The organism is Thalassospira marina, assembly GCF_002844375.1.
Lineage (GTDB): Bacteria > Pseudomonadota > Alphaproteobacteria > Rhodospirillales > Thalassospiraceae > Thalassospira > Thalassospira marina.
In genome coordinates this window covers 947,006-970,944 of record NZ_CP024199.1, presented here as the reverse complement: position 1 = coordinate 970,944, position 23,939 = coordinate 947,006, and the positions used below count along the sequence as shown (strand labels likewise).

The 23,939-nt window shown below is 55.6% G+C and carries 21 protein-coding genes; 7 read left to right on the top strand and 14 right to left on the bottom strand.

Annotation, left to right across the window (positions count from 1 at the left end):
• Positions 1-25 precede the first annotated feature (25 nt).
• Both dctP and CSC3H3_RS04325 read right to left on the bottom strand, forming a co-directional pair.
• A complete protein-coding gene (dctP, locus tag CSC3H3_RS04330) occupies positions 26-1,078 on the bottom strand; it encodes a TRAP transporter substrate-binding protein DctP (protein WP_101286089.1) in 1,053 nt (350 codons plus the stop codon).
• 111 nt (positions 1,079-1,189) lie between these two features.
• The gene (locus tag CSC3H3_RS04325; protein ID WP_245881265.1) at positions 1,190-2,491 is read right to left on the bottom strand and encodes a hydroxymethylglutaryl-CoA reductase, degradative; all 1,302 of its coding nucleotides are present in this window, start codon (positions 2,489-2,491) and stop codon (positions 1,190-1,192) included.
• 162 nt (positions 2,492-2,653) lie between these two features.
• Between CSC3H3_RS04325 and CSC3H3_RS04320 the strand changes: the two genes are divergently transcribed.
• Entirely contained in the window at positions 2,654-4,051 is a 1,398-nt protein-coding gene (locus CSC3H3_RS04320; RefSeq protein WP_101283937.1) for an aminotransferase-like domain-containing protein, read from the top strand.
• Positions 4,052-4,159: 108 nt separating this feature from the next.
• On the opposite strand, the gene CSC3H3_RS04315 is transcribed toward CSC3H3_RS04320, so the two are convergent.
• From CSC3H3_RS04315 to flgB, 8 genes are all read right to left on the bottom strand, one after another.
• On the bottom strand, positions 4,160-6,880 hold the full coding sequence (locus CSC3H3_RS04315) for a hybrid sensor histidine kinase/response regulator (protein ID WP_101283935.1): 2,721 nt from the start codon (positions 6,878-6,880) through the stop codon (positions 4,160-4,162).
• 356 nt (positions 6,881-7,236) lie between these two features.
• Positions 7,237-9,249: a methyl-accepting chemotaxis protein gene (locus tag CSC3H3_RS04310; protein WP_101283934.1), complete on the bottom strand. Its 2,013-nt coding sequence runs from the start codon at positions 9,247-9,249 to the stop codon at positions 7,237-7,239.
• A 439-nt stretch (positions 9,250-9,688) separates the two neighbouring features.
• The gene (gene flhB / locus CSC3H3_RS04305) at positions 9,689-10,762 is read right to left on the bottom strand and encodes a flagellar biosynthesis protein FlhB (RefSeq protein WP_101283932.1); all 1,074 of its coding nucleotides are present in this window, start codon (positions 10,760-10,762) and stop codon (positions 9,689-9,691) included.
• 49 nt (positions 10,763-10,811) lie between these two features.
• Positions 10,812-11,579, bottom strand: a complete 768-nt coding sequence (gene fliR / locus CSC3H3_RS04300) for a flagellar biosynthetic protein FliR (RefSeq protein WP_101263945.1) — start codon at positions 11,577-11,579, stop codon at positions 10,812-10,814.
• Positions 11,580-11,659: 80 nt separating this feature from the next.
• The gene (fliQ, locus tag CSC3H3_RS04295; RefSeq protein ID WP_101263944.1) at positions 11,660-11,929 is read right to left on the bottom strand and encodes a flagellar biosynthesis protein FliQ; all 270 of its coding nucleotides are present in this window, start codon (positions 11,927-11,929) and stop codon (positions 11,660-11,662) included.
• A 235-nt stretch (positions 11,930-12,164) separates the two neighbouring features.
• Complete coding sequence (gene fliE, locus CSC3H3_RS04290; RefSeq protein WP_101263943.1) at positions 12,165-12,491, bottom strand: flagellar hook-basal body complex protein FliE; 327 nt, start codon at positions 12,489-12,491, stop codon at positions 12,165-12,167.
• A 31-nt stretch (positions 12,492-12,522) separates the two neighbouring features.
• Positions 12,523-12,930: a flagellar basal body rod protein FlgC gene (gene flgC, locus CSC3H3_RS04285; RefSeq protein WP_101263942.1), complete on the bottom strand. Its 408-nt coding sequence runs from the start codon at positions 12,928-12,930 to the stop codon at positions 12,523-12,525.
• Positions 12,931-12,959: 29 nt separating this feature from the next.
• Positions 12,960-13,364 (bottom strand): flagellar basal body rod protein FlgB, encoded by a 405-nt coding sequence (flgB, locus tag CSC3H3_RS04280; protein WP_101263941.1) that lies wholly within the window; start codon positions 13,362-13,364, stop codon positions 12,960-12,962.
• Positions 13,365-13,626: 262 nt separating this feature from the next.
• Between flgB and csrA the strand changes: the two genes are divergently transcribed.
• The 6 genes from csrA (at position 13,627) to CSC3H3_RS04245 (ending at position 16,947) form a co-directional block, all read left to right on the top strand.
• Positions 13,627-13,938, top strand: coding sequence for a carbon storage regulator CsrA (csrA, locus tag CSC3H3_RS04275; RefSeq protein ID WP_101263940.1), 312 nt, complete (start codon positions 13,627-13,629; stop codon positions 13,936-13,938).
• A 288-nt stretch (positions 13,939-14,226) separates the two neighbouring features.
• Positions 14,227-14,655 (top strand): EscU/YscU/HrcU family type III secretion system export apparatus switch protein, encoded by a 429-nt coding sequence (locus tag CSC3H3_RS04265; protein WP_101283928.1) that lies wholly within the window; start codon positions 14,227-14,229, stop codon positions 14,653-14,655.
• Positions 14,645-14,965 (top strand): hypothetical protein, encoded by a 321-nt coding sequence (locus CSC3H3_RS04260; protein WP_101263937.1) that lies wholly within the window; start codon positions 14,645-14,647, stop codon positions 14,963-14,965. Before CSC3H3_RS04265 ends, CSC3H3_RS04260 begins: the two co-directional genes overlap by 11 nt.
• A gap of 289 nt (positions 14,966-15,254) precedes the next feature.
• Positions 15,255-15,632: a FliO/MopB family protein gene (locus CSC3H3_RS04255; protein ID WP_101283927.1), complete on the top strand. Its 378-nt coding sequence runs from the start codon at positions 15,255-15,257 to the stop codon at positions 15,630-15,632.
• 122 nt (positions 15,633-15,754) lie between these two features.
• The gene (fliP, locus tag CSC3H3_RS04250; RefSeq protein WP_101286088.1) at positions 15,755-16,507 is read left to right on the top strand and encodes a flagellar type III secretion system pore protein FliP; all 753 of its coding nucleotides are present in this window, start codon (positions 15,755-15,757) and stop codon (positions 16,505-16,507) included.
• A gap of 80 nt (positions 16,508-16,587) precedes the next feature.
• Positions 16,588-16,947, top strand: a complete 360-nt coding sequence (locus CSC3H3_RS04245) for a hypothetical protein (RefSeq protein WP_101283925.1) — start codon at positions 16,588-16,590, stop codon at positions 16,945-16,947.
• Positions 16,948-17,041: 94 nt separating this feature from the next.
• Here the strand turns inward: CSC3H3_RS04245 and CSC3H3_RS04240 are convergent, their stop codons facing one another.
• From CSC3H3_RS04240 to CSC3H3_RS04220, 4 genes are all read right to left on the bottom strand, one after another.
• Positions 17,042-18,328, bottom strand: coding sequence for a tetratricopeptide repeat protein (locus CSC3H3_RS04240; protein ID WP_101263934.1), 1,287 nt, complete (start codon positions 18,326-18,328; stop codon positions 17,042-17,044).
• A gap of 322 nt (positions 18,329-18,650) precedes the next feature.
• The gene (locus CSC3H3_RS24815) at positions 18,651-22,337 is read right to left on the bottom strand and encodes a hypothetical protein (RefSeq protein WP_215907552.1); all 3,687 of its coding nucleotides are present in this window, start codon (positions 22,335-22,337) and stop codon (positions 18,651-18,653) included.
• 3 nt (positions 22,338-22,340) lie between these two features.
• Positions 22,341-23,063 carry an OmpA/MotB family protein gene (locus CSC3H3_RS04225; protein ID WP_101263932.1) on the bottom strand — a complete coding sequence of 241 codons (723 nt, stop codon included), beginning with the start codon at positions 23,061-23,063 and terminating at the stop codon, positions 22,341-22,343.
• Positions 23,060-23,926, bottom strand: a complete 867-nt coding sequence (locus CSC3H3_RS04220; RefSeq protein ID WP_172963391.1) for a hypothetical protein — start codon at positions 23,924-23,926, stop codon at positions 23,060-23,062. The genes CSC3H3_RS04225 and CSC3H3_RS04220 overlap by 4 nt, the downstream gene beginning before the upstream one ends.
• Positions 23,927-23,939 lie beyond the last annotated feature (13 nt).

The following is a 23,939-nucleotide window of genomic DNA, read 5'->3' as shown; positions in this document are numbered from 1 at the left end:
CGCAAGCGGCGTATCCCGGGATTTGTCAGGCAAGCAAGCCCAGTTTTTGCATCTGGGCAATCTGGCTATCCAAAATCTTGTTGGCAAGCGCATCGTTCTTGGCTGCCTTGCGCCAGATTTCCGCTGCCTTGGACCGGTTTGCTGACACATCGGCCTCGTCAAGCTCGATAACCGTCACCCCTTTGTCCTTGAAAGCGGCAAGGGCGCTGGCATCGGATTGGGTTTTCTGGGCCTGATATTCATCCGAGATTTCCCGGGCAGCTTCGGCCAAAGCGACCTGGAAATCATTTGGCAAACTATCAAACGCAGCCTTGTTTGCCACATAGGACGTGGCGGTTGTCGGCTGGTGTACGCCCGGCAGAATGATGAATTTGGCGACTTCGGCAAGTCCGGCATCCAGATTGGCCTGCAGGTCGCCGCGATCGGCAATGTCGATCAGGCCTTTATCAAGTGCGGAATAGACTTCGGATGTCGGAAGCGGCGTCACCGCAACGCCAAATCCTGCCATCACCGTCGATGCCAAACCGGTAAAGCGCCCTTTCTTGTCTTTGAAATCAGCAATCGTTTTGATCTCGACCTTGGAATGGATCGGTTCCTGATCGTAGATGGTTGGGGCAATGTAGTGAAGACCTGCTGGCATGTAGGACTGGCGCGCCATTTCCAGACCGCCAAGATCATAGAACCAGGCAGCGTAGTCCGCCGAATTTTTGTAGCCAAAGGGGATGGTGCTGATAAAGGCATGGGCAGGGATTTTGCCCGCTGTATAACCGTCAAATGTCTTCATCAGCTGAAAGGCACCGCCGCGAACCGCATCGAAAGACTGTGCCGGCGGCACGATTTGACCTGCCGAAAAAAGCTTTAGCTCAAAAGCGCCATCGGTCTTTTCGGCCACTTTCTGAACGAACCGTTCTTCGTATTTCTGTGGCGTGGTGCCACCATCCCACAGCGACTGCATGCGCCAGGAAATCTTGCTGGTTTTTGCAATCGCCGGGGTTGCAAACCTGGTTGCGCCCAAAGCGACAAGACCACCTGCGCTCAACTGCAACAGGGAACGACGTGATATTTTAGTTTTCAACATTTTTTCCTCCCTTGGAAAATAATTATCTGCCTTTTTGGCATTCTTCTTTTTGGTTTTATCAGTGACACGGGTCAACGTGGCAGGGTCCTTTTGCAAGGACCCTGCATCTGGTTACGACTTGCGAAGTTCAGCCAGAAGGTCTTGCGCCCGCTCGACACGGACATCATGCGCAGCGGCCAGTTCTTTGGCCACGGCCTCGATCTCGGGGCCGACAGCACCGGCGACAATCGCAATATTACGGGCATGCAATGCCATATGGCCCCGCTGGATACCCTCTGTTGCCAAGGCCCGCATTGCCGCCATGTTCTGGGCAAGACCAAGAGCCGCGCAAAGCTGTGCCAGTTCGGTTGCGGAACTGATATTCAGGATTTTCAGCGCCAATTTCGCCAGCGGATGGGTCTTGGTGGCACCACCGACGATACCAACCGCCATCGGCAGTTCAAGCGTGCCAACAAGATGACCGGAAGTATCCTTTTCCCAGGTCGTAAGCGACGTGTAACTTCCCTTGCGGGTCGCCCAAACATGGGCACCGGCTTCAATCGCGCGCCAGTCATTGCCCGTCGCCACAATCAACGGGTCAATCCCGTTCATGATGCCTTTGTTATGGGTTGCGGCGCGATAGGGATCAATCGCGGCAAACTGGTAAGCTGCCACCATGCGGTCGATCATTTCTTCGCCGGACAGATCCTTTGTCGCAAGTGCCTCGGGTGTGACCGCGATCCGTGCCCGAACAAGCCGTAGATCCGCCAGGTTCGACAAAATACGCAACCTGACTGTGCCACCGGTCAATTGTTCGACCAGCGGTGCCACGCGTTCGGCCATTGTATTGACGGTGTTGGCCCCCATTGCGTCACGGACATCCACGATCAAATGCATGACGACCATGGCGCCACCGGGTGTTTCCGGGAAAACATGAACTTCAATATCGCGGCAACCACCGCCAAGCCCGATCAGTACCTTGTCGCAGGCATTGGCTGCTTCGATAATTTTCGTACGCTCGGAAAGGATTTTAAGACGCGCGCCATAGGGATCGGAAAGCCCGACAATCTGAACCTGGGCACGCATCAGCGGATCGGTGGCAGATGTTTCAAAGCCCCCACATCCGCGAACAATACGCGCCATATAAGAAGCCGCGGCAACAATTGACGGTTCTTCAACCACCATCGGAATGATGTAGTCGCGCCCGTTAACGGTAAAGTTGGCCGCAACCCCCATGGGAAGTTCGAATGTGCCGATCACATTTTCGATCATGCCATTGGCTGTTTCGATCGGCAAAGCCCCTGGGGCTTCAAGTAATGCGGCCTCATCCTCGCCAAGGCCGACGGCCTGGACAACCTGCTGCCAGCGTTGTTGCGGCGTAAGATTACGGAAACCTTCCAGACGCGAATTTGCGACGCCCGACTGCGCTATCACCTTAGATCCTCCCATGTTGATTTTCGGGCGGGCGCTTTTTCATTCCTGCGCCTGCCGACTTTTCTTTAATCTAAATATATTGTACCATCTCAACAAGGTACAGTTTGGCCCATGGAAAATTAACTGTACCATTCAAATTTAAGGAACAGTCGGAGGGGTGCCGTGCCCGAAAAGGAAAGCAAAGCCGAACAAATTGCGGCACGGATTGCGCTTTCGATTGATGAAGGTGTGCTGGCCAAGGGCACAAGGCTGCGTTCGTTGCGGGCGGCGGCAAATGCCTATGGCGTTTCCAAAAATACGGTTGTCGAGGCATATGACCGGCTGATCGCGCGGGGCTATGTCGAGCCACGGCACGGGGCGGGCCATTATGTTATGGGAGTTCGACCGCAACCCACGGACCCCATCACCGCACGACAGGCAGAAGCGGTTGATATCGCCACCCTTTTGCACGAACAGCTGGAACACAGCTTTACCACACGCCTGGGCGACGGACGCCCCCCTGCGGAATGGGTTGAAGGCTCTGTTTTAAAAAGTCACCTGCGCAATATTGCCAGCGGCCATCGCGGCCTGTTTGAACATGCCTATGAAAGCCCGATCGGTTTCATGCCGCTGCGCGAAACACTTTCACGCATGCTTGACGAACGCTCGATTGCGGTTCGGCCTGAAAACGTTCTTTTGACACTTGGTGCCAACCACGCCTTTGACCTGATCATTCGTCAATATTTGCGCCCCGGTGATACCGTTTTGACCGATAGTCCGGGGTATTATCCGCTATTTGCCAAGTTGAAACTGGCTGGCGTCAGGATGGAAGGTGTCCGACGCGAACCCGACGGGCCAGACCCGCAAGACCTGACCCAAAAGGCCCAGGCGACCGGCGCACGGTTTTTTTTCACACAGTCGCTGGCACATAACCCGACCGGAGCATCCCTGACACTTGGGCGTGCCCATGAAATTCTCAGGATTGCCGAAAGACTGGATTTCATGGTGGTCGAGGATGATGCATTCGGTGATCTTATGCCGCCAACCGCGCCTCGCCTTGCGGCACTCGACCAGTTGCGCCGCGTTATCTATGTAGGCACCTTTGCCAAAATTCTGTCGGCCAGCTTGCGTGTTGGCTATGTTGCGGCCTCACCCGAAGTCATCGGCAATCTTACCAAGATGAAGATGTTAACCATCGTCAATTCATCGGGTTACGTGGAACGCATTGTCCACACTGTTCTGAATGACGGACATTACCGGCATCATTTGAAACGGTTAAACGGGCGGATCAAGAATGCACATCTTGCTGCCGTTCGCACGTTACGCAAGATCGGTTTGCGCCCCTGGCTGGAAGAAACAGATGGCTATTATATGTGGGTAACCCTGCCAGACGGCGTTGATGATATCGAACTAACCCGGCGCGCCGCGCGGGAAAGCATTTTTCTTGCGCCCGGATCGGTATTTGAAATCAACCGTGCGACAGAAGACCAGGGGCATCTGCGCCTGAACGTCGCCTATATTGATGATCCAAGGTTCATTAACTTTATCGAACGTGAATTGCCCCGGCAATCACCCACCTGAATGCGATATCAAACCTTATGGCCGTGACACGGATTCCTGGCAGGGGAACAACCAAAAGATCACGAAGCTCCTAGGCAGAGGCTTACTGCTCCTGCACGTTTCCTGCGTTCAGAGGACTTCCTTGACCTTGGTCGCCAGTTCCTTGAGCGAAAAGGGTTTGGGCAGGAAATGGACGCCGTTTTCTTCGTCCAGTTCATCGCGATAGGTATCTTCTGCGTAACCGGAAATGAAAATTACCTTCAAATCGGGCCGTTCTTCGCGCAGCTGGCGGATCAGGGTTGGCCCGTCCATACCCGGCATGACAACATCCGAAATTACCAGATCAATTGTCTTGTCGGTTTTTTCCAGCACTTCCAGCGCGTTTTCGCCATTGCTGGCTTCAAGCACATCATAGCCCTTGCCACGCAGCGCGCGGGCCCCAAAGGTGCGCACCGCATCTTCATCCTCGACCAGCAGAATAGCACCACTGCCGGTCAGATCGCGCGACGGGGTTTCTTCGGCAACGGCCTGGCTGGCGGCCAGTTCTTCGGCGGTGATTTCATAACGCGGCAGATAGATGGTGAAAGTGGTGCCAACGCCCATTTCACTATCGACCGAGATGAAACCGCCCGTCTGTTTGACGATGCCATAAACGGTTGAAAGGCCAAGGCCGGTGCCTTCACCGCGCTGCTTGGTCGAGAAGAAGGGTTCAAAAATGCGGGTCAGGTTATCCTTGGGGATGCCAATGCCGGTATCGCGTACTTCGATCCGGACATAATCGCCCGCCGGGATAATTTCGGTACCGGCATGTTTGGTTTCATCAACAATTTCATTACCGGTTTTGATCGCCAGTGTCCCGCCATCGCCCGACATGGCATCACGCGCATTGACCACCAGATTGATAATCACCTGGTCAAGCTGGCCCGGATCAACCTTGACCAGGCCAATATCACGGCCATGCGCCACTTTAAGGTCGATTTTCTCGCCAATCAGGCGGCGCAGCAGGTTGGACATTTCAGCCAGGGCATCGGTGATATTGATGACCTTGGGCTGCAATGTCTGCCGGCGCGAAAATGCCAGAAGCTGCCGGACCAGATTGGCGGCGCGATTGGCATTCTGCTTGATCTGCATGATATCGGCGAAGCTGGGGTCGCCCGGCCCATGACGCGACAGAAGCAGGTCGCAGAAGCCGATCATCGCGGTCAGAAGGTTGTTGAAGTCATGCGCAACACCGCCTGCAAGCTGGCCAACGGCCTGCATTTTCTGGGATTGCGCGAACTGTTCTTCAAGGTTTTTCTGCTCGGTCGTATCAAGGAAATTCAGCAGCAGCGCGCCGCTTTCGCCTGAACGGCCCGCAACACGTTGCAGGTAAATATGCGCCGCTACCCCGCGTGAACCCTGCAGGCGTGCCTCGATCTGGCCGCCCTTGCCCATGCCCATAACGGCCTTGGAAAGGTAACGCGCCACATCGTCGCGGTCTTCGGGCAGGATCAGTTCCAGAATGGAACGGCCAATTACCCGTTCGCGACGCTGCCCTGCTGTTTCGATAAAGGCGCGATTGGCATCGGTGACTGTGCCGCTCATATCGGCCAGAACAATGGAAAGCGGGCTGTCATCAAAGAACCAGCGCACCCGGCGTTCGGTTTCGGCCAGGGCATGTTCCCATTCATGGGCAGGCATCGGGTCGGGGAAGACAACGGCCTGGCTGCGAATCGGCCCTGTATTTGGGGCGTTGATGGAATGGGTGATAAAGCACTTGATCGGCTCGCCCCCGCGCACCTTTAGGCGCACTTCGCCGTTCATGCCGTCACCCACCATCAGATCGGCAAGCTCTACCGTGCCACTGGCGTAATCTTCGGTGCTGCCGCCCAGCCACGTTGCCAGGCGCTGATTGACGTAAAGAATACGCCCGTCTTCATCCAGGCCAAAGACACCGACCGGCAAACGTTCGATCATCAGATCGGCATGTTCAAAGCCACGTGTACCCGCAGGCAGATGCGAGGCAATGCCGCCAATATGGTCGGGAACGTCGGGTGACAGGCTGGCAGCAACATTGCTGGCATCCTGCAGGGCAAGCTGGCGGCCCTGTTCGACCACCATGGCGGTGCGACTGGCTGCATCAACACCATCAACCGTCCAAAGCATTTGCCCGCGCCGCGCATCAGCCGGGGTTACGGCAAGGCGCAGAGTGCGTGATGCGGCAAGGGCGGCGGTGGCAGGGGTTAATGTTGCGCTGTGGCCTGCGTCATTTGTGCCATCCGCCCCCTCGCCCGCATTGCGCGACACAAGATAGGAGGCAACGGCGGCAGCCTCGGCGTCCGGGTCAATTGCGGTATGGCCGGTTTTGGAAATGTCATCATCATCACCATTTCCGTCACCATGACCATCAGCACTGGCGACCGAGCCATCAGATGCGAGATCGAGATAAATCTCGCCGGCTTCGCCGCGCATGGCGCGTGCGCGAAGGTCGGTCAGATCGGATGTATCAAGATCAAGAAAGCCAAGGCGGGCTTCGAGGGCGGCAAGCATATCTTCGCCCGGTTCAATGCCCAGTTTGCGTGAAAAAGACGGGTTGGCATAAAGGGTGCGGCCATAGGCATCAATCAGCGCGATACCAATATCGGATGCGGAAAAACCCGAAACCAGCGGTGCCAGATCGCGTTCGCCGGTTTTACGGCGCGCCGTGATCGACAGGGCAGCAACGGCCAGAATGGCAACACCGGTTACCATTGACCCAATGATCCACATCATGCGTGGGTCGATGCCCGCCTTTGCCATGACCTGCATCATGACATAGATGAACCCGACAAACGCCACACTTACTGCAAGGATTAACCCCCGTAACAGCACGTCACCGCCTTTATTACCAACAGCTTATTACGACAGCCTATAGTTTTAGCTGCAATTGCGCCCACTGGCTACCAGCAAGTTTTCCGGTAGTTCCCCCGGGGCGGTCCCATCGAACGATGCAAACACGGCATCGTCATGGCATGAAACGCAAAAAACGCGATTTCGTGCGCGACACAGCACAAAAAATGCACATTCCCCCTTAAGGGTTGGGGAAACAGACAAGATGCATACCCAAAGGCAAACAGCCCCTTAAATGCCAAAAGGGCCACGGTCATGATCCCGCGGCCCTTTCGAATCAGATTTACGAGTCACCGGGTTGTGACAAACAAGCCCGGCACCTGCCTGCGCACAAACGCCTAGAGATGGCGCGAGACGAACTTTTGCAGGGTGGCACGTACGGATTCACCAATATTGAATTCGATGCTGGCTTCACCATCATTGACCGCGCAAACACGGCCCGACAACGCACCGGCAATGGCGGGGACTTCTAGTTCGATCATCATGCCCTGAGCAAGTTTGCTGGCCGATTTGATCAGCGCGCCGCCTTCGGAAATATTGAGGATTTCGGCGTCAAAGCTGTTTCCATGCACCTTGGCGCGGGTTTTGATCGATACCTGCGCGCGCGGGGCACCCCGGCGGTCCACATCGCTGGTCGAGGTACGGACAACATCGACCAGAACCTTGCGCAGATCGCGCACGGCATGGGCCACCTGATCGGACAACTGGCCGACTTCGGCAGCAAGATCGCCGGTAATGGCGGCTTCGTCCGATACCTCGCCAATACGGCCAGACACTTCACGGGACGCAGCAGCACTGTCATTGACGTTGCGGGCGATTTCGCTGGTGGCGGCACTTTGTTCTTCAACGGCGGCGGCAATCGCGGTCGAGATCATATCGATATCGCGAATTTTCTCGGCGATCTGGGCAACTGCATGAACAGCGGTTTCGGTTACGGCCTGAATTTCACCGATCTGACGGGTGATTTCGTCGGTCGAACGGCCGGTTTGCGTTGCCAGATTTTTCACCTCCTGGGCCACGACGGCAAAACCCTTGCCGGCTTCGCCTGCGCGTGCAGCTTCGATCGTGGCGTTCAGGGCCAGAAGGTTGGTCTGCGCGGCAATGCCGGAAATCAGTTCGACCACTTCGCTGATGCCGTTAACGGTTTCGGACAGCCGTGCAATGGTGCTTTCGGTTTCGTTACTGGCCGAAACGGCCTCGGCGCTGATGCGGTTGGCGTGATCGATCTGGGTGTTGATTTCAACCAGCGACGAGTTCAGTTCCTCGCCCGCACCGGCAACGGCTTCGACCGTGGCAAGTGCCTGATGGGACGCCGATGACACCGACTGCGCATTTGCCTGCACCGTATCGGCCGATTTGGACATACGGCTTGCCGCCGATGCCAGATTGCCCGATTGCTGGGAAATGGTTTCAACCACGCGGCCGGTTTCGGTTTCAACCTTTTCCGCCATGGCAAGCAGGGCATCGCGGCGGTTCTTTTCGGCGTTCAGGCGTTCCTGTTCCTGCTGCTTGCGCATCCGGTCAGCCTGCAGGCCGGTTTCGCGGAAAACTTCCAGCACACGGCCAAGATCGCCAATTTCATCGGTGCGGTCGGTTTGCGGTACGACAACTTCGTAATTGCCTTCGGAAAGTTTGCGCAAATTACCAACCATGCCCGTTAACGGCACACCGATACGGCGATGCATGAAAAGGGCGATCAGCCCGCAAACAACAACAGCGGCAATCGTGACACCGGTGGTCAGATAAAAAACCTTGGTGATGCTGGCATCAAGTTCGGTCAGCTTGTTGGCAAGGTGGTCTTCGGTGCTGGAACTGAAAGCCTGGGTTTCGCGAACCATGGCGACCAGGGCTTCGGACATTTTCTCGGCCTCGGCGTCGAAACTGCCCATAATCTTGTTGCCCTGTTCGGACCCGCCAGCAATATAGGCCTTCGCCATTTCCTTGCCCTGCGCGTAATAGGACGGAAAGGCGGCTTCGACCGCGGAAAGGGCATCGACGATTTTTTGCTGGTTCAGGCGCGTGGCGATTGCACGCGCTTCGTCCAGGTCCTTTTTAAGGGCTTGGGCGGCCTCTTCGGCCATATCAAAACCGTCATCAAGGCCATCCTGCCCGCGGGTCGCCGAAATGTCGGACAGCCATTGCTGCACCTGGATGACATTATAGCGTGCATCGGAAATGCTATGGATCAGAACGGGGATATCATTTGTGGTAACAGAAGCAACTTCGACGGCTTCCGAAGTGGTACGTCGTGCATCCAGGTCAACAAACCCGATACCGACAGCGACCGCGACAAGCATCACAACGATGATGGCGTTGGACAGCGCGATCTGCCCTGAGAGACGAAGCTTCATACAGACATTCCCGAACGTTCCACCCCGGCAAGGTGGTGTAAACTGTTAAACGAACAGCACCATTTTGTTATTTGATTGCGCAATGGCGACTGTAACAGGCGGATTTCGGTATAGCATAACCTATACAATGCGGTGGGTATATTTATATCCCCGGGATGGTTTTCAACATGGGTGAAACAGAAATAGCACAGCTTCACGCCATGAAATAATGCACAGGCGGCAGGATAAGCGCCAGAGATTACCACCCCACCGCCCCCTTGCCAATGGCATTAGGCCATTGTGATCGCATGATTTTAGATCACTGTAACATTCGGGAAGGCCCCGCCGCCGTTTGACAAGGTGCACATAAAGGTGCCATCCGATTTACCATCAGGCATAACAGCAAACAGGATATGCATGATCGGACGCAAGAATAGGCCGCGATGGGGGCCACGCCGACCTAGTTGAATTTTTTGCCCCGCACCCGGAAGACGTAGGAGATGATTTCGGCAACGGCCTTGTAATGTTCGGGCGGAATTTCCTGATCGATCTCGACCGAAGCATAAAGCGCGCGGGCCACCGGCGGGTTTTCCAGCACGGTGACATTGTTTTCCTTTGCCACCTCGCGGATGCGCAGCGCGACATTATCCTGCCCCTTGGCAACACAGCGCGGGGCCTGCATGGTCAGGGCATCATATTTCAGAGCGACAGCATAGTGCGTCGGGTTGGTGACAATCACGTCGGCGCTGGGCACATTCTGCATCATGCGGCGTTGGGCACGTTCCATACGGATCTGGCGGACCTTGGCCTTGATTTCCGGGCTGCCTTCGGTCTGTTTATATTCGTCTTTCAGTTCCTGTTTGGACATGCGCATGGTTTTGTTAAATTCATAGCGCTGATAGGCAAAGTCCATACCGGCAATAACCGCTGTAAGCGACACAGCGGCAATCAGCAGAATAATGATCAGCTGATAAAGGTGATCGAGTATTTCGGGCAGGGAAAGCTGGGGATACAGTTCGATATCATTCATTTTCGGAATGATCACCACTGCAAGCACCGCACCGACAAGAATGATCTTCATGATATTCTTGACGAATTCGACCAGCGTTTTCATCGAAAACAGGTTTTTCAGGCCCTTGAGCGGACTGAGCTTGGTGATATCGATATTCAGCCGTTCGGCAGAAACCACCAGCCCGTTTTGCACCAGATGCCCGGCTGCGGCAAAAAACACCAGCAGCAAAAACGGCACACCCAGGATTTTGAAAAACCCGATAATCATATCCTGCCATAACAGCCGGATGCTTTCGGGGTCGAAGCTGAAATCCTGGGGATGCATGATAAATTGCAACGAGTAATTCCGCACGCCATCGGCCATGCCGGGCGCCATCATCATGATTACCAGTGCACCACCAAACAGAAGCACGAAATTGCCGACTTCCTTGGAAACCGGCACCTGGCCCTTCTCTCGCGCGTCATCGAGCTTTTTTTGGGAAGGGTCTTCTGTTTTTTGGCTGTCGTCTTCGTCGTCGGCCATGCTCACATCCTGGAAGGGACCAGACCGGGATTACCCCGCCTGATAGCACCTAGGGGGCGGTAAAGTTTTCCAGCCCGTTTTCAAAATACCCTGAAAACACCAACATCATGGATGGCATTACAACAAGGAACAAGAAGAAAGCCACCGCGATTTGCACCGGCATCGCGACAAAAAACACCGGTAATTGCGGCATCAGCTTGTTAAGCAGGCCCAGCGCAGCCTGCAGGACAACCGAAATCACCAGAAACGGTGCCGCCATTTTCATTGCGATCGTAAAGCTGTCATTGATCGCATGCGAGATAAACTCGCTCATATCGCCGACCGGCAATTTACCGCCGGGGGGAAACAGGGTGTATGTTTCAAACATGGCCTGGATCAGCAAATGATCAAGCCCGGTGGCAAACAGAAAAACAAGCCCCACCTGGGTTAGCAGACGCCCGGTTACCGCACTTTGCTGCCCGGCAATCGGGTCATTGGTAAAGGCGTTGGCCATGGATGATGTGTAGGCAATGATCGAGCCTGCCGTTTGCAGCGCGGCCATCAGGATTTGCCCGAACATGCCAAAAAACAAGCCAATGGTAATTTCAAATGCCAGATAGACAAAAAGCGTGGGTGCATCACCGGGCTGTTCGGGAATAAGCGGGGATGTCAGCGGGGAAATTACCACCGCAATCCACAATGCCAGCAAAAGCCGCACCCGCGTTGGCACCATGGTTGAGCCAAAACCCGGCATGAACGCAAACGCCGCCCCCACCCTGGCGAATGTCATCAGGACAACATAAAGATCAAGAACAAGAAGGTCCTGAAGCGATGACATTTAAAGCCTGTTAGGGGTTGATCACACCAGACCCGTAAAATGAAATGCCGGGCAAATTGAAAGCCGGTTGGATATCCCGGCTAATTGGGCAGGCCGATAAAATGGTCAACCATGCGGTTGGTAAATTCGATCAGCTCGCTCATCATGAAGGGCAGCAGGACCAGCAGCGAAATGAAAATCACCAGAATTTTCGGAACGAAGGTCAGCGTCATTTCCTGGATTTGGGTCAGGGCCTGAAACAGGGCAATGATCAAACCAACACCTAACGCAATCAGCATGACCGGCCCGGAAACCTTGATCAGGGTCCAAACCGCGTCATAGGCCACATCCATGATTTCGGCCTGATTCATCGAAAAAGCGTCTCCGTCGCTGTTGCGCTGCCTTGCGATGCTATTGGCGGCCGGCCCTTGCAACCGAACGCCCGTATTTCTTCATACAGGATGGGTGCGCCCCGCCGCCATGATTTTGTTGTGGCATGGATGAACGCAAAAAGAAAGGAATGCAGAAAAAGAAAATGCCGCATTTCCCTGCATTTCGCAAGCAATGCGGCACCGTGCAGATTTTGCCGGGCGGTTAAAAAACCGGTCAGATCGGCATACGCAAAATTTCCTGATAGGCCTGAAGGGCCTTGTCACGAACGGAAACAACCGTGCGCAGGGTGACTTCGGCAGCAGAAACCGCCGTCACCACTTCATGCAGCTCGGCCTTACCCACAATGGCTTTCTGGGTCATGGTTTCGCTGTTCATCATGGTTTCGCGGGCATCAACGGCGGCATCGCGCACCATGTCCGAAAAGCTTTGCCCCGGGTCAACGGCGGTGCCGTTCTGGATACGATCCGCAGCCGTGTCGGTTTTGCCATCAGCCGCATTGCGGTAGGCAGAAATTGCATTGGCAAAGCTGTTATTGATCATGGCGCGGTCTCCTTATCCTTGAGGGTTAACCTTAACGGATAATGTCCAGAGTCTGCAACAGCATGCTGCGCGAAGACTGTATCACATTGAGATTGGCTTCATAACTGCGCTGGGCTTCGCGCAGGTCCATCATCTCGATCATCGGTTCAACATTCGGAGTCTGAACATAGCCCTGGGCATTTGCTGCCGGGTGGGATGGTTCATATTTCAGGCCGAACGGCGATTTGTCGTCGTAAACCTTGTTCACCTTGACCAGATCAACACCGGTTTCGCGGTCCATGACGTTTTTGAAAGTCAGGATCTTGCGGCGATAGGGGTCTTCACCAGCGCGGGTCGGCAGGCTTTCGGCGTTTGCCATGTTTTCAGCTGCGACGCGTAACCGGGTGCCCTGTGCCTTCATGCCTGCGGCAGAAATCTGAAATGCGCGATAGAGTTCCATGTCATTTAATTCCTATTGAATGCAACAGCTTAGCTGGAACGACCAATGGCCGTTTTGATCATTTCACTTTGCTTGGCATAAAGGCGCGTCATGGTCTGAAAATCGATGCGGTTTTCGTTCATCTTGACCAGTTGTTCTTCGATCACCACGGCGTTTTTGTCCGGTGCGACTTCGTAGTTCTTGCGAACTTCTTCCGCCTTGAAATTCTGCGGCTTGTGCAGGCCCGCACTGTGGCCCGGTTCGGTTTTGGCCATTGCCAGAATGAACTGGCGATCACCACCAACCTTTGCCGGGTTAAATTCCTTAAGGTCTTCAGGGCGATAGCCGGGCGTATCGGAATTGGCGATGTTCTGGGCGATAACCTGCTGACGCTGGTTAAGCCAGTCCATCTTTTCTTTCATGTTGGCGAACATGCTCAGTTTGCCGATATCCATGATAACTACCCTTTCTCGTTCCGACCCAGTATCGGGTTTGGTGGTAAAGCCGGAGTTAACGAAGCGTTTTCGAAGTCTCTGACCTTGTCCGTCAGACCCGGTTTCACCCGACAACCATTTCCTTGCATATCCCGTGCCACTTTCCTAAAAAGCAGCAATTGCTTTATGCCTGATGCCCACTGGACCAATGGCAACAAAGCGGGCATAGTCATGCAACCCGAACAGACGGGCCTCGCCCGGATTAAAAGAACCAGGACCAAACATGCTCTATCTGACCCGAAAAGTCGGCGACTCCGTTATCATTGATGACAATATTGAAGTCACCGTGGTCGAGGTTCGCGGGAAAACCGTAAAGCTGGGCTTTACCTTCCCGGAAAATATCCAGGTTCTGCGCCGGGAACTTTATGACCGCATCCAGGATGAAAACCGTTCGGCAACCGCCAGCGTTGATCTGGCCCGTATTTTCAACAGCCGCGACGATGATGCCGATACCACCCCTGCCAGCGACAAACCGGCCCGCAAGGCCGATGTCAAACGTGGCGACAGTTCCAAAAACACGTCGGAAGACCAATAATTAGCGCCCCTTTGCGCTAAACCCGCCTTTAGCGCAGATGCCGGAATTAGCGGCCCTTGCAACACGCCTTGTGCGCGGGTCATTTTATTTGCCCCTTCCCTGTTGCCTGCCCGGCCAATTGCTGCGAAACCAATTTGGGCGGGATAACGTCACCGCCGAAAAGCCCACAGGGAATTTTGCATCGATTGATGGCTGGCAAGGATTTATTGACCAACAGCCATCTATGATCAACCCTGTTTGGAATGGACCGGACCTGTTTTGGGCCATTCGCGAATTGATTGGGCAAAAATGACCGGCAAAAAAAGCAGCATTGACCTGCTGGCGGAACGCGATACGCCAGAAAGGGAAAAACTTGCCGCACCCGGCCGCAAGGACCAGGTGGCTGTTGCCCTGCGTTATTTGCAGGGGCGCGACAATGCGCCAATCCTGGCGGCAAAGGGCCAGGGCAGTGTTGCGGAACAGATTTTGCAGGTTGCCTTTGCCAAGGGCATCAGGGTTCGCCAGGACAGTGACCTGGCCGAAATTCTGATGGCGGTTGATGTGGATAGTGAAATCCCGCTTGAAGCCTTTGCCGCCGTGGCCGAGATTTTGAACTATATCTATCGCATCAATCAGATTTACGGCACACAGGACCGTGCCACCACCACCGACAATGACAAGATTTCCCGGTTAGTGACCACCGACGATAAATTGCAGGAACCGCCGCATGACGCTTGAACAGTTCAAACAGGATTTAAAGCGGGTTTTATCCCTGGTCGCGACCAGCCAGCGCTTTCTTGATGAAGGCAAGGTGGTGGAACTGGGATCATTGGAGACACGCATTGCCGATTTGTGCGGCAATGCCAAAAACCTGTCCCCCGCTGACCGCGAAAAGGCAGCGCCCTTCCTATCGGCGCTGAAGGCCGACCTTGACCGGCTGGAAGAAGGGATGCGCAGCGAACATGCCAGTTTGCAGCGCCAGCTTCGCGGCCTGAACAATTCCAACCAGGCGATCAATGCCTATGCCCAGGCTGCGCGCAACCGCTAAGCCCACCGGATGCTGCGAACAACAGCCGATATGACGGGGCAGGTTTGGCAGGCAAAGACCATACCCAAACCGGCCTTACCGCCCGACCTGCACCTTGCAGATCATGGCCGGTCTGACCAGCGCTTAGGGTTTAAGATGTGCCAGGGGCACGGCCAAAAGCGCACGATGCAGGATGGGAACCGGGGCGCTTGTTGCTTGCACCATTGCCAAGGGTGCGATAATCCACAAAGATCATGATTGCCGTCGCCCGGCGCGACCAGTTTGAAAAACAGGGGATAGTCAGCCAGCGATGGATATGGGGTCGTATTTCCGGTTTATTGCCGCACTGGTATTTGTGCTGGCGCTGATTGGCGTGATCGCGCTGTTGGCACGGCGGTTTGTGCCCGGTGCACGCACGATAAACCGGGGCAAAAAACGCCGACTGGCCCTGATCGAGGTTTTACCCCTTGATGCCAAACGCCGGCTGGTGCTGGTGCGCCGCGATGATACCGAACATCTGATTGTTTTATCGCCAAATGGCGATGTGGTGGTGGAACGCAATATCGGCACCACGTTCGAGCAGCTTCTGGGCGATGAAGACGCAACAGAAACCCGCAAAGATGCGCCCCAAACCACCACTGACAGCGAAAACCGGACAGCCCGCAATGACCGGAATGTGATGCCATGATGTTTTTCCGCCCCACCCCGCCCCGCAAACAGGCACAAGCCCGGATGACCTACGAGACGCCAGCGGGTGATGCAGGCCATGCAGGTAAAACATCCGGCAGCACCACACAACGCGGCGCGAAGATGCGGGTTTTGAAACTTGCGGCATTATGGTCGCTGCTGCCGCTGATGGCGGTGCTGGTGGGGGGGGATGTTGCCCATGCCCAGTCCTTCAACCTTGATCTGGGTGACGGGCCGGGTGTGACATCCACCGGGCGGATGATCCAGCTGATTGGCCTGATCACGGTGCTAAGCCTGGCACCGGCCATTCTGGTGATGGTCACATCCTTTACCCGTATCATTGTGGTTCTGGGCCTGTTGCGCACAGCCCTTGGCATTCAGCAATCCCCGCCCAACCAGGTGATGGTCAGTCTGGCGCTGTTTTTGACCCTGTTTATCATGATGCCAACCATGGAACGGTCATGGGATGAAGGCCTTCAGCCCATGATCAATGGCGATATCGACGAATTTGAAGGCATGGACCGGGCGATCAAACCGGTGCATGACTTCATGATGACGCAAGTGCGCGACCGCGACCTGGAACTATTTGTGAATATGGCGAAGGTCACGGTTAGCAACCCCGATGATGTGCCGCTGCGCGCCCTGATCCCGGCTTTCATGATCAGCGAATTGCGCCGCGCCTTTGAAATCGGCTTTTTGCTGTTCATTCCCTTCCTGATCATCGACATGGTGGTTGCCAGTATCCTGATGTCGATGGGCATGATGATGCTGCCGCCTGTGGTGATCTCGCTGCCCTTCAAGCTGATCTTTTTTGTGCTGGTTGATGGCTGGTATCTTATTTCCGGGTCTCTGGTGCAAAGTTTTGGCGGCAGTTAGCCAAGGCAACGCCCCCGGTGTTTTATGCCTCGCACGGAACCGGCACCGTCTGATGATGCAAAACGGGTTTCTGATCGCCGATGTCTGATATTGGATTTAACTTCACCGCCAGCGCCTATACCTTTTTCAGCCTGATGTTATTGCCAGGTGTGGCATTGGCAGCATTGGGGCTGGTCTATGCATTGGTTGGATTACGCCTGAAGGCGCCAATATTTGCGCCGGGCAAACTGGCGGGACTTTCGCTTATTCTGATCTGGGTTGATGCCATTGGCCTGTATCTGCTGTGGAATGTGCAGCCGTTTCAAAACTGGTATCCACCGCAAAACGAAGCCCTGCTGGTACCGGCTATCATCTTCCGCCTGACGGTCGAAATTGCCATTTCGGTGGCGGTATTTACGCTGCTGCGCCGGTCGGTTTTTCGCCCGCGCCCCAAGCCATAAACCCGATATCAACGAAAAGCCCCTGCACGGTATAACCGGCAGGAGCGTTTTTATTTCGGTTGCGGCTTAAGGATTGCGCAGATCGCGGCCAGTATCAGTCGATGGCGCGAAGGCCAACATTGACGCGGCGCGGGGCCGGGTCACTGGCGAAAAGCTGATCGGCACGGCGAATTTCATCGATGGTCATGCGTGCGCGCACGGCATCAAATTCGCGATAGGCATGGGTGTTATTGGCCGGTGCTGCCATTTTCAGCCAGTAATAGGCCTGGACATTGTCCTGATCGACACCATTGCCAATGGCATAAAGGCGACCCAGCGCCGACTGGCCATTGGCCGAACCCTTGCGCGCAGCACGTTCGTACCAGCCCGCGGCACGTTTCATATCAACCGGCACGCCAAGGCCATGTTCATACATGACACCAATCAGGTGATACCCGCCGGGATGGCCCAATTCCGCCAGATCCATCGCCAGATCCAGCGCCTTGCTGTAATCGGGTTCGCGATGTTTGACGCCGAAAATCAGAATTTGCGTCATCTGGTATTTGGCCGAAACGTCGCCCTGGTCACAGGCCATGGAAAGCATCTGCCAGCCACGGTTAAACAGCTTGAGTTCCGAGCTATGGCAGAAATACATGGCCAGATTGGCCTGGGCATAGGCATCACCTTCGCCAGCGGCAAGTTCAAACCAGCTGATCGAGGCTTCGATATTGCGTTCTGCGCCAAGGCCCACGCCAAAGGCATAACCAAGGGCGGATGCAGCCTCGATGCTGCCGGCACGGGCGGCGCGCAAATTGAATTCAAAGGATTTGGCCGGGTCGCGTTTTACGCCGCGCCCTTCAAGATACAGATAGGCAAGTACGCTGGCCGCCGCGACATCATTATTATCGCAGGCCGACTGCAACAGTTCGACAGCTTTACCGTCATCCTGTTCAACGCCCCATCCATTAAGATAACAGACACCGAGATTATAGGTCGCGACCGATGAACCGCGGTCAGCTGCATCGCGAAACCATTCGGCGGCCATGTCGGGATTTTCGGGTACGCCAAGGCCCTTGGCATAAAGGAAGCCAAGATTGTTGGCCGAGGTGCCCTCGCCTGCTTCGGCTTCTTCGCGGAACCAGTAGGCTGCTTCGCGGTACCATTGCTGGCCTTCGCCGGAATCCCGGCTGACACCAATGCCCTTGCTGCGCATGAAGCCATAGCAGACAGCGGCAAAAGCACGGCTTTGACGGTGGATCTGGTCAAGGATACGACGGGTAGCTGATTCATCACGCGGCATTCCGATGCCACGGAAATTTTTCAGGGCAAGATTCAGCTGCGCAAAGATGTCGTGTTCGACATCCGCGTCATCGTAATAAACCATTTTGAGTGCGCGATCCATCTGCCCTCAGTCCTCACACACTAGAAATATACGAGTAAAAGAATAGACAAATATTTGCAAAGTGCAACTGCCTATTCTTACGACTAGCGCCGCATGGTAACTGCCAGTTACGGAAAATCACCTGTTGGCGGTGCGAACCATTCTGCGTCAATGCGCGATTTTGCTTTCGCGTCTCTGTCCTTGGTAACTTTTTGCGACAGGGAATATTGACCCTGCCAGTTATAACCGACGCAAGCAAAAGGGTGCTGTGACGGTTGACACAGCACCCTTATTTTTTTGATCCATTCAAATCAGCGCAGGACAGCAGATGCCGTGGCTGGCATCAATTGATCGCGCTTAGCTGGGTTTTTTCCAATTGATCCCGATAGTTACCAAGGAAGCCTTTGAAGTCTTCGACTTCTTTGATCTCGCCTGCGATGGAACGATAATCGATCAGGCCGCGTGTGGGGGAGGATGTGATCAGCTCAAATCCTTTGGCGTAGGGGCCTTTGGACATCAGCGCACCATAGCGTCGCTTAACCATATCAAGTTCGCGTTCCCGGCCCGACATCGCCAGATTGATCGCCCAGTTCAGCACATATTGGGCGCGCTGATCACTAAAGCCATCGACGATATTTCCCGGGTCACTTCCCACCAGACGCTGGAAACTATCGGCCATTGCGCCGTAGTTTTTCTGTTTTCTGTAATATTCGATTCGCAAAAATTCGGCGTCATCGGTCATATCATCGGCCAGAAGCTTCATGGCTTCTTCACCCTGATCGGTATCAAGCAGGGCACGGGCACGCAGATGCAGACGCTGATTTGTCAGGTCATCGCCAAGTTCGGGGCTGTCGCTGGAATCCAGAACATCAAGTGCCTGTTTGGGTTTGTCATCGAGCAGATAAACCAACGCCAAACGGGCTGCCACCCGGGCCTTTTCATGGCCGGTCAGGCGGAAATCGATCTGATGAAGCAATAAATCCTCGGCCCGGCCAAACAGTTCGACACTGACCATGCGATCGGCAAGACGGCGGATGAGTTCATCCCCCTTTTCACCGGCCGGGGTCAGTTCGCGGAATTCATCATAAAGGGCGACGGCCTTGATGGCGGAGATATTGTTGATGTCATCGCCAAGGTAAAGGTCTTCGAAGGTTTTATGCATTTTTTCCGTTACCGCCGGTGTGGACGGATGGTTGGGGAAGAAAATGGCGGCCTGGCGCAGGGTTTTCAAACCATCGCGGAAATGTTTGCCTTCGATTTGCAGGTTCCCCAGCCGGCGCAGAACGGCGAGTTCAAAATCATCGCCGCGCCAGGCGAAACGCAGTTTTTCAAGCTGGGCGATGGCATCATCAACCGTTAGGCGTTTTAATTTCAACAGCAGTTCGGTGCGGTCAAAAATGGCATGTGCCCGCGCCTTGCGGTTATCACCATCGGCAACTTTGTCCCAGGTGGCAATGGCCTGGTCAAACTGCCCGGCTTCCTGTTCAAACAGGCCTTTCAGATATTCCACATCCAGAAGCTTGTTTTTCGGTGCGTCCGGTGTTTCCAGCATCTTGCGGATGACTTCCATCCCCGCCTTCGGATTTTTGACAATCAGGGCCTGTTCGGCAGCAACCGGGCCAAGACGCATCAGAAGTTCGGGCGGGTAACGATCCAGCAGATGAATGGATTCCATCAGGTCACGCGCCCCTTCATTGGGGCGGCCGCGTGCGGCATTGTTTACCGCACGCCACAGTTTGGCTTCGGTCATGTCGCCAACGCGCGGGTCGGTTAACAGGCGGTCGGCTTCTTCATATTGGCCATTCAGGAACTTTGCCGCCCCTTTAAGCGCGCGAAATTCGGATTTTTGGCCGATCAGCGGGTCGTCACGTTCCATCATTTCGATCATGGCATTGGCTTCGGGGCCAAGGCCATTGGCAACGTAATACCGTGCCATATCCAGCCGCGCCTTGTTGCGGTGTTCATCGCCGCTATCGACAACTTCCTTCAGAAGACCGGTAATGGCTTGGTTGTAATTATCCAGCCCGCCGCGACGCCAGTTATCGAGATCAAAGATACGGCCTGCATCGGCATCATCGCCAGTGCGGGCGCGAACCCCCGTTGCCGATGCCAGCAACTTTGCCCCTTCGGGCGAAATATTAAGGCCGTTATCAGCCGTCACCACCACGGCCTCGCCCCGTGTGGCAGGTGCGGTCGGATCGGCGATTTCGCCCTGGTTGGCCGCCCCGGTGCGGTGCGAAACCTTTACCCGGTCATTGATTGGCGCAACCACAACCCCCTGAAAGGATGGCAGTACGTTAAATTCGGGGTAATGCAGTGCGCTTTCAATACCGTATCCGGGCTGGGTGGTGGGCACCACGCGCAGGGTATCGCCCACTTCGGGGTCTTCCACCGTCATGGTGTCGTGAACCCCGGTCAGGGGAACGGCCAGCCGGGCCTTGGTATCGTCATCAAGTTCAATCGTCGGGCCAAGGCGTTCTACGGGTTGAAGCTGCCCGGCCTCCATGGTGACAACCCAGCCGCCCAGTTCATCCTGCTTGGTGATCAGGCCGACCCCTTCGGGGATGGTCATGCGCACCAGCGTCCCTTGCGGGTTTTCAAGCTGCTCGATCACGCCAATCACCTGGTTGGCTTCCTGACGGACACGGCCCAGATCCAGTTCGGCACGGGTATCAAATGCAAACCACAAAAAACCTGCCCGGTCCCAAATGGCGGCCCCTGTTGGCCTGCCAAAGGGAAAGGTCAGTTCCAGTTTCGAGGCATCCTGCGTGACACCAACAACGATTTTACCAATGCTTTCAACGGCCGCGGCCTGCCCTTCCGACGCGGTTGCGGCTGGTGCACGGGGTGTTTCGGGCGGACCAAGTTTACGCGGGGCATTGGCATTTGCGCCGTTATTGACCGGTGCCTTGCTGCCCGTATTGCCCGATGCCGACGAACCGGACGGTGCGGTTTCTGGTGCGCCCGGTGGCGTGATGGGTTGGGAAACAACATTGTCATTCCCCGAAGCAGGGCTGCGCGGCGTACCTGCCGGGGCTTCGTCGCCCTGCGGGTTGCCATTAACCCCCATGATATCCACCACGACCTTGGTGCCAGAGCGGAAATGACGCAGGCTGCGCGCCGGATCGGTCGCAATTTGCACACCAAGCGGCGTGGTGCCGGTTTGCGTTAGCGTCACGCCACGGGGCAAACGCCGGGACGTGGCGACATCATCAATGCGCGCCGGGCTGTCAAACACGATGCTTTTTTGCCCGTCCGGCCCGGTGACCTGATAATTGACGTTTTTGGGCCAGTCAAAAACCAGCCGGTAAAAGGTCGGATGCCGGCCAACACGAATTTCCAGCCCCGGCACATTCTGCCCTGCCGCGTTAGTGGCAGCATTGGCAGGCGGTTGCGATGCCGGTGCGCTGGCAGATGGTGCCGCAGAAGGCACCGAGGGCGACGTTGGTGCAGGTGCCGGGCGCGAAGGTGCCGGTGTGGCGGGCTTTGCCGCCGGTGCAGGCATATTGCCGCTAGCCGGTGGCGTTGCCGTAGGGGCGGGCTGCGCTGGGGTTGGTGCAGGGGCAGGTGTTGTTGCAGGAGCTGGCGTTGGCGTGGGTGTTGGCGCAGGGGTTGGTTCTGGCGCGGGTGCGGGTTCCTGCTTATCCAGGATATCAAGCACCACATTGTTGCCAACGTTAAAGGCGCGCACGTCAAAATCATTGCGCAGCACAAAGGCAACCGTGCGACCATCGGGGTCAAAGAAGGCTTCGGAGACATAATCGCTGATGGGATCAACGACACCGCGTAGTGATGCCACCAGTGGCTGGTTAAACCGGACGACCAGCTGATTGCCGATGATTTCGGCGGTATATTCGGTTTTGCGGTCCCACTGGATGACGATGCGGCCATAACCATCATGGTCACCGGAACGGATGATCACGGGATTGGCGGATTGGGCATAGGCAACCGGCGCCGTTTGCACCGCGACCACCATACCGGCAGTCGCGACGGCAACAGCCAGCAACAGTCGCGTTAACCCAAATCGCATCCCTTATGAACCTCCGACACCACTCCCGCCGTGGGGTTCAATGACAATGTCTACACGACGCGCCATTTCATAGCGCTTGTCTTCATCATCGGTCCGCGGCAGTTCGTCGTATCTTGATGCCGCAAATCCGTAAATATTTATGTAATCCAGATAACCGGACTTTTTTAATTCGTTTGCGACTTCGGCCGCACGGGCCAATGACAATTCCCAGTTAGAGGCATAGCGGCTTAGACCGCTAACCGGGCGCGGGTCGCTGTGGCCCTGCACGCCGACACGGTTGCCGATATTCGACAACACCCCGCCCAGCAAAAACAGGGCCTGGCGGGCAGGCTGGGCCAGTTTTTCGCTGCCGGGCACAAACATCACATCGCCAGGCAGGGAAATAACCAGTTTATCCGATGCATGCTTCAATCGCGCATGCTGCAGGATCGGGTCCTTGCGAATGGCCCCTTCGATTACCGAACTTAAATAATCAAGGTTCATTGCCGGTTTGCGATAAACCCTGGGAATATTCATTTGTGCGGTTGGTTCATCGGTCGGATCAACCGGTGCCGGGCGGATGGATTGCGACAGGGAATCAACAACTTCATCCCAGCGGTCCACCTTCACGCTCGACATTGCAAACAGCATGACAAAAAAGGTCAGCAGCAGCGAAATCAGGTCTGCCAGGCTGAGCATCCAGATCGGCGGGCCGGTCGGTTCTTCCCTTTTTGGTTCGTCGATCATCCGCCGTCTCCCGCTGGGGCCGGTGCGCCGGTATCGGTGGCGCCGGGTTCGGTTGTCATATCGGGGGTTACGCCGGGCGATGCCATTGGCAGGGGAATGGTCACTGACGGGCCACCCGTATTGTTTTTGGGCAGGGACGGCAAAGGAACCGTCATTTGCATCGCGCGTTTGGCAGCAGCGGCCCGTTCGGCTGCGGCCTTGGCGGCGGCTGTCTGATCCCAGAAAAACCGGAAAGTGACAATAAACGGATCCGCACTGGGATCGATGCCCACATCAATCGCACGCGCCGGTGCGCCAGCGGCAATGACCGCCCGGGCAAAGGCACCAGCACGGGCAATTTCAAGGCTGCCATCAATCGGCACGGTGCCATGTTTGCCAAGATTGCTGCCCAGCATCATTTCCATTTCATATTGCGCACCGCCGCTGGTATCGGCCAGGGCCGTGGCCAGATTGGCAACAAAACCGCGCTGGCGTTCACGAATGGTGATTTTTTCCGGGTCAAAAAGCTGGTCGGTATGCATCATGACTTCAAGCAGCTTGCCCGGCTGCAGCACTTCGACCCGCGCCACCTTTAGCGGTGACTGAAACAGATCGCCCAGTTTTTGCTGGGTTTCCTGGGCGGCAATCAGCGGCCCATCAACCGATGTGACGGTATCAAGGCTGGTGGTGGGGGGAAGAATGGATGCAAAGGCCGATGAAAGGCTTTGCTGCACTTTCTGGGCCTTGACCTCTTCATAGGTAGAGATGGTGTTGAGAAGGATAAAAAAGGCCAGAAGCAAAAGATAAAGCGACAAAAACAACGCCGTCGTACCACCGGTGGCGGCACTTACGCGTTGTGGGGCGTCATCTTCTGCTTCTGCCATACCCGTTCGTCAT

Excerpts from the sequence above, each read along its gene's own strand:
- CSC3H3_RS04225 (WP_101263932.1), bottom strand. The coding sequence starts at position 23,063 with ATGATCGACGAACCAAAAAGGGAAGAACCGACCGGCCCGCCGATCTGG.
- CSC3H3_RS04260 (WP_101263937.1), top strand. The coding sequence starts at position 14,645 with ATGACGCTTGAACAGTTCAAACAGGATTTAAAGCGGGTTTTATCCCTG.
- CSC3H3_RS04220 (WP_172963391.1), bottom strand. The coding sequence starts at position 23,926 with ATGGCAGAAGCAGAAGATGACGCCCCACAACGCGTAAGTGCCGCCACC.
- CSC3H3_RS04245 (WP_101283925.1), top strand. The coding sequence starts at position 16,588 with ATGTCTGATATTGGATTTAACTTCACCGCCAGCGCCTATACCTTTTTC.
- CSC3H3_RS04265 (WP_101283928.1), top strand. The coding sequence starts at position 14,227 with ATGACCGGCAAAAAAAGCAGCATTGACCTGCTGGCGGAACGCGATACG.
- flgC (WP_101263942.1), bottom strand. The coding sequence starts at position 12,930 with ATGGAACTCTATCGCGCATTTCAGATTTCTGCCGCAGGCATGAAGGCA.
- flhB (WP_101283932.1), bottom strand. The coding sequence starts at position 10,762 with ATGGCCGACGACGAAGACGACAGCCAAAAAACAGAAGACCCTTCCCAA.
- fliR (WP_101263945.1), bottom strand. The coding sequence starts at position 11,579 with ATGTCATCGCTTCAGGACCTTCTTGTTCTTGATCTTTATGTTGTCCTG.
- CSC3H3_RS04255 (WP_101283927.1), top strand. The coding sequence starts at position 15,255 with ATGGATATGGGGTCGTATTTCCGGTTTATTGCCGCACTGGTATTTGTG.
- dctP (WP_101286089.1), bottom strand. The coding sequence starts at position 1,078 with ATGTTGAAAACTAAAATATCACGTCGTTCCCTGTTGCAGTTGAGCGCA.
- CSC3H3_RS04240 (WP_101263934.1), bottom strand. The coding sequence starts at position 18,328 with ATGGATCGCGCACTCAAAATGGTTTATTACGATGACGCGGATGTCGAA.
- fliQ (WP_101263944.1), bottom strand. The coding sequence starts at position 11,929 with ATGAATCAGGCCGAAATCATGGATGTGGCCTATGACGCGGTTTGGACC.
- csrA (WP_101263940.1), top strand. The coding sequence starts at position 13,627 with ATGCTCTATCTGACCCGAAAAGTCGGCGACTCCGTTATCATTGATGAC.
- flgB (WP_101263941.1), bottom strand. The coding sequence starts at position 13,364 with ATGGATATCGGCAAACTGAGCATGTTCGCCAACATGAAAGAAAAGATG.
- fliP (WP_101286088.1), top strand. The coding sequence starts at position 15,755 with ATGCGGGTTTTGAAACTTGCGGCATTATGGTCGCTGCTGCCGCTGATG.
- fliE (WP_101263943.1), bottom strand. The coding sequence starts at position 12,491 with ATGATCAATAACAGCTTTGCCAATGCAATTTCTGCCTACCGCAATGCG.
- CSC3H3_RS04310 (WP_101283934.1), bottom strand. The coding sequence starts at position 9,249 with ATGAAGCTTCGTCTCTCAGGGCAGATCGCGCTGTCCAACGCCATCATC.
- CSC3H3_RS24815 (WP_215907552.1), bottom strand. The coding sequence starts at position 22,337 with ATGCGATTTGGGTTAACGCGACTGTTGCTGGCTGTTGCCGTCGCGACT.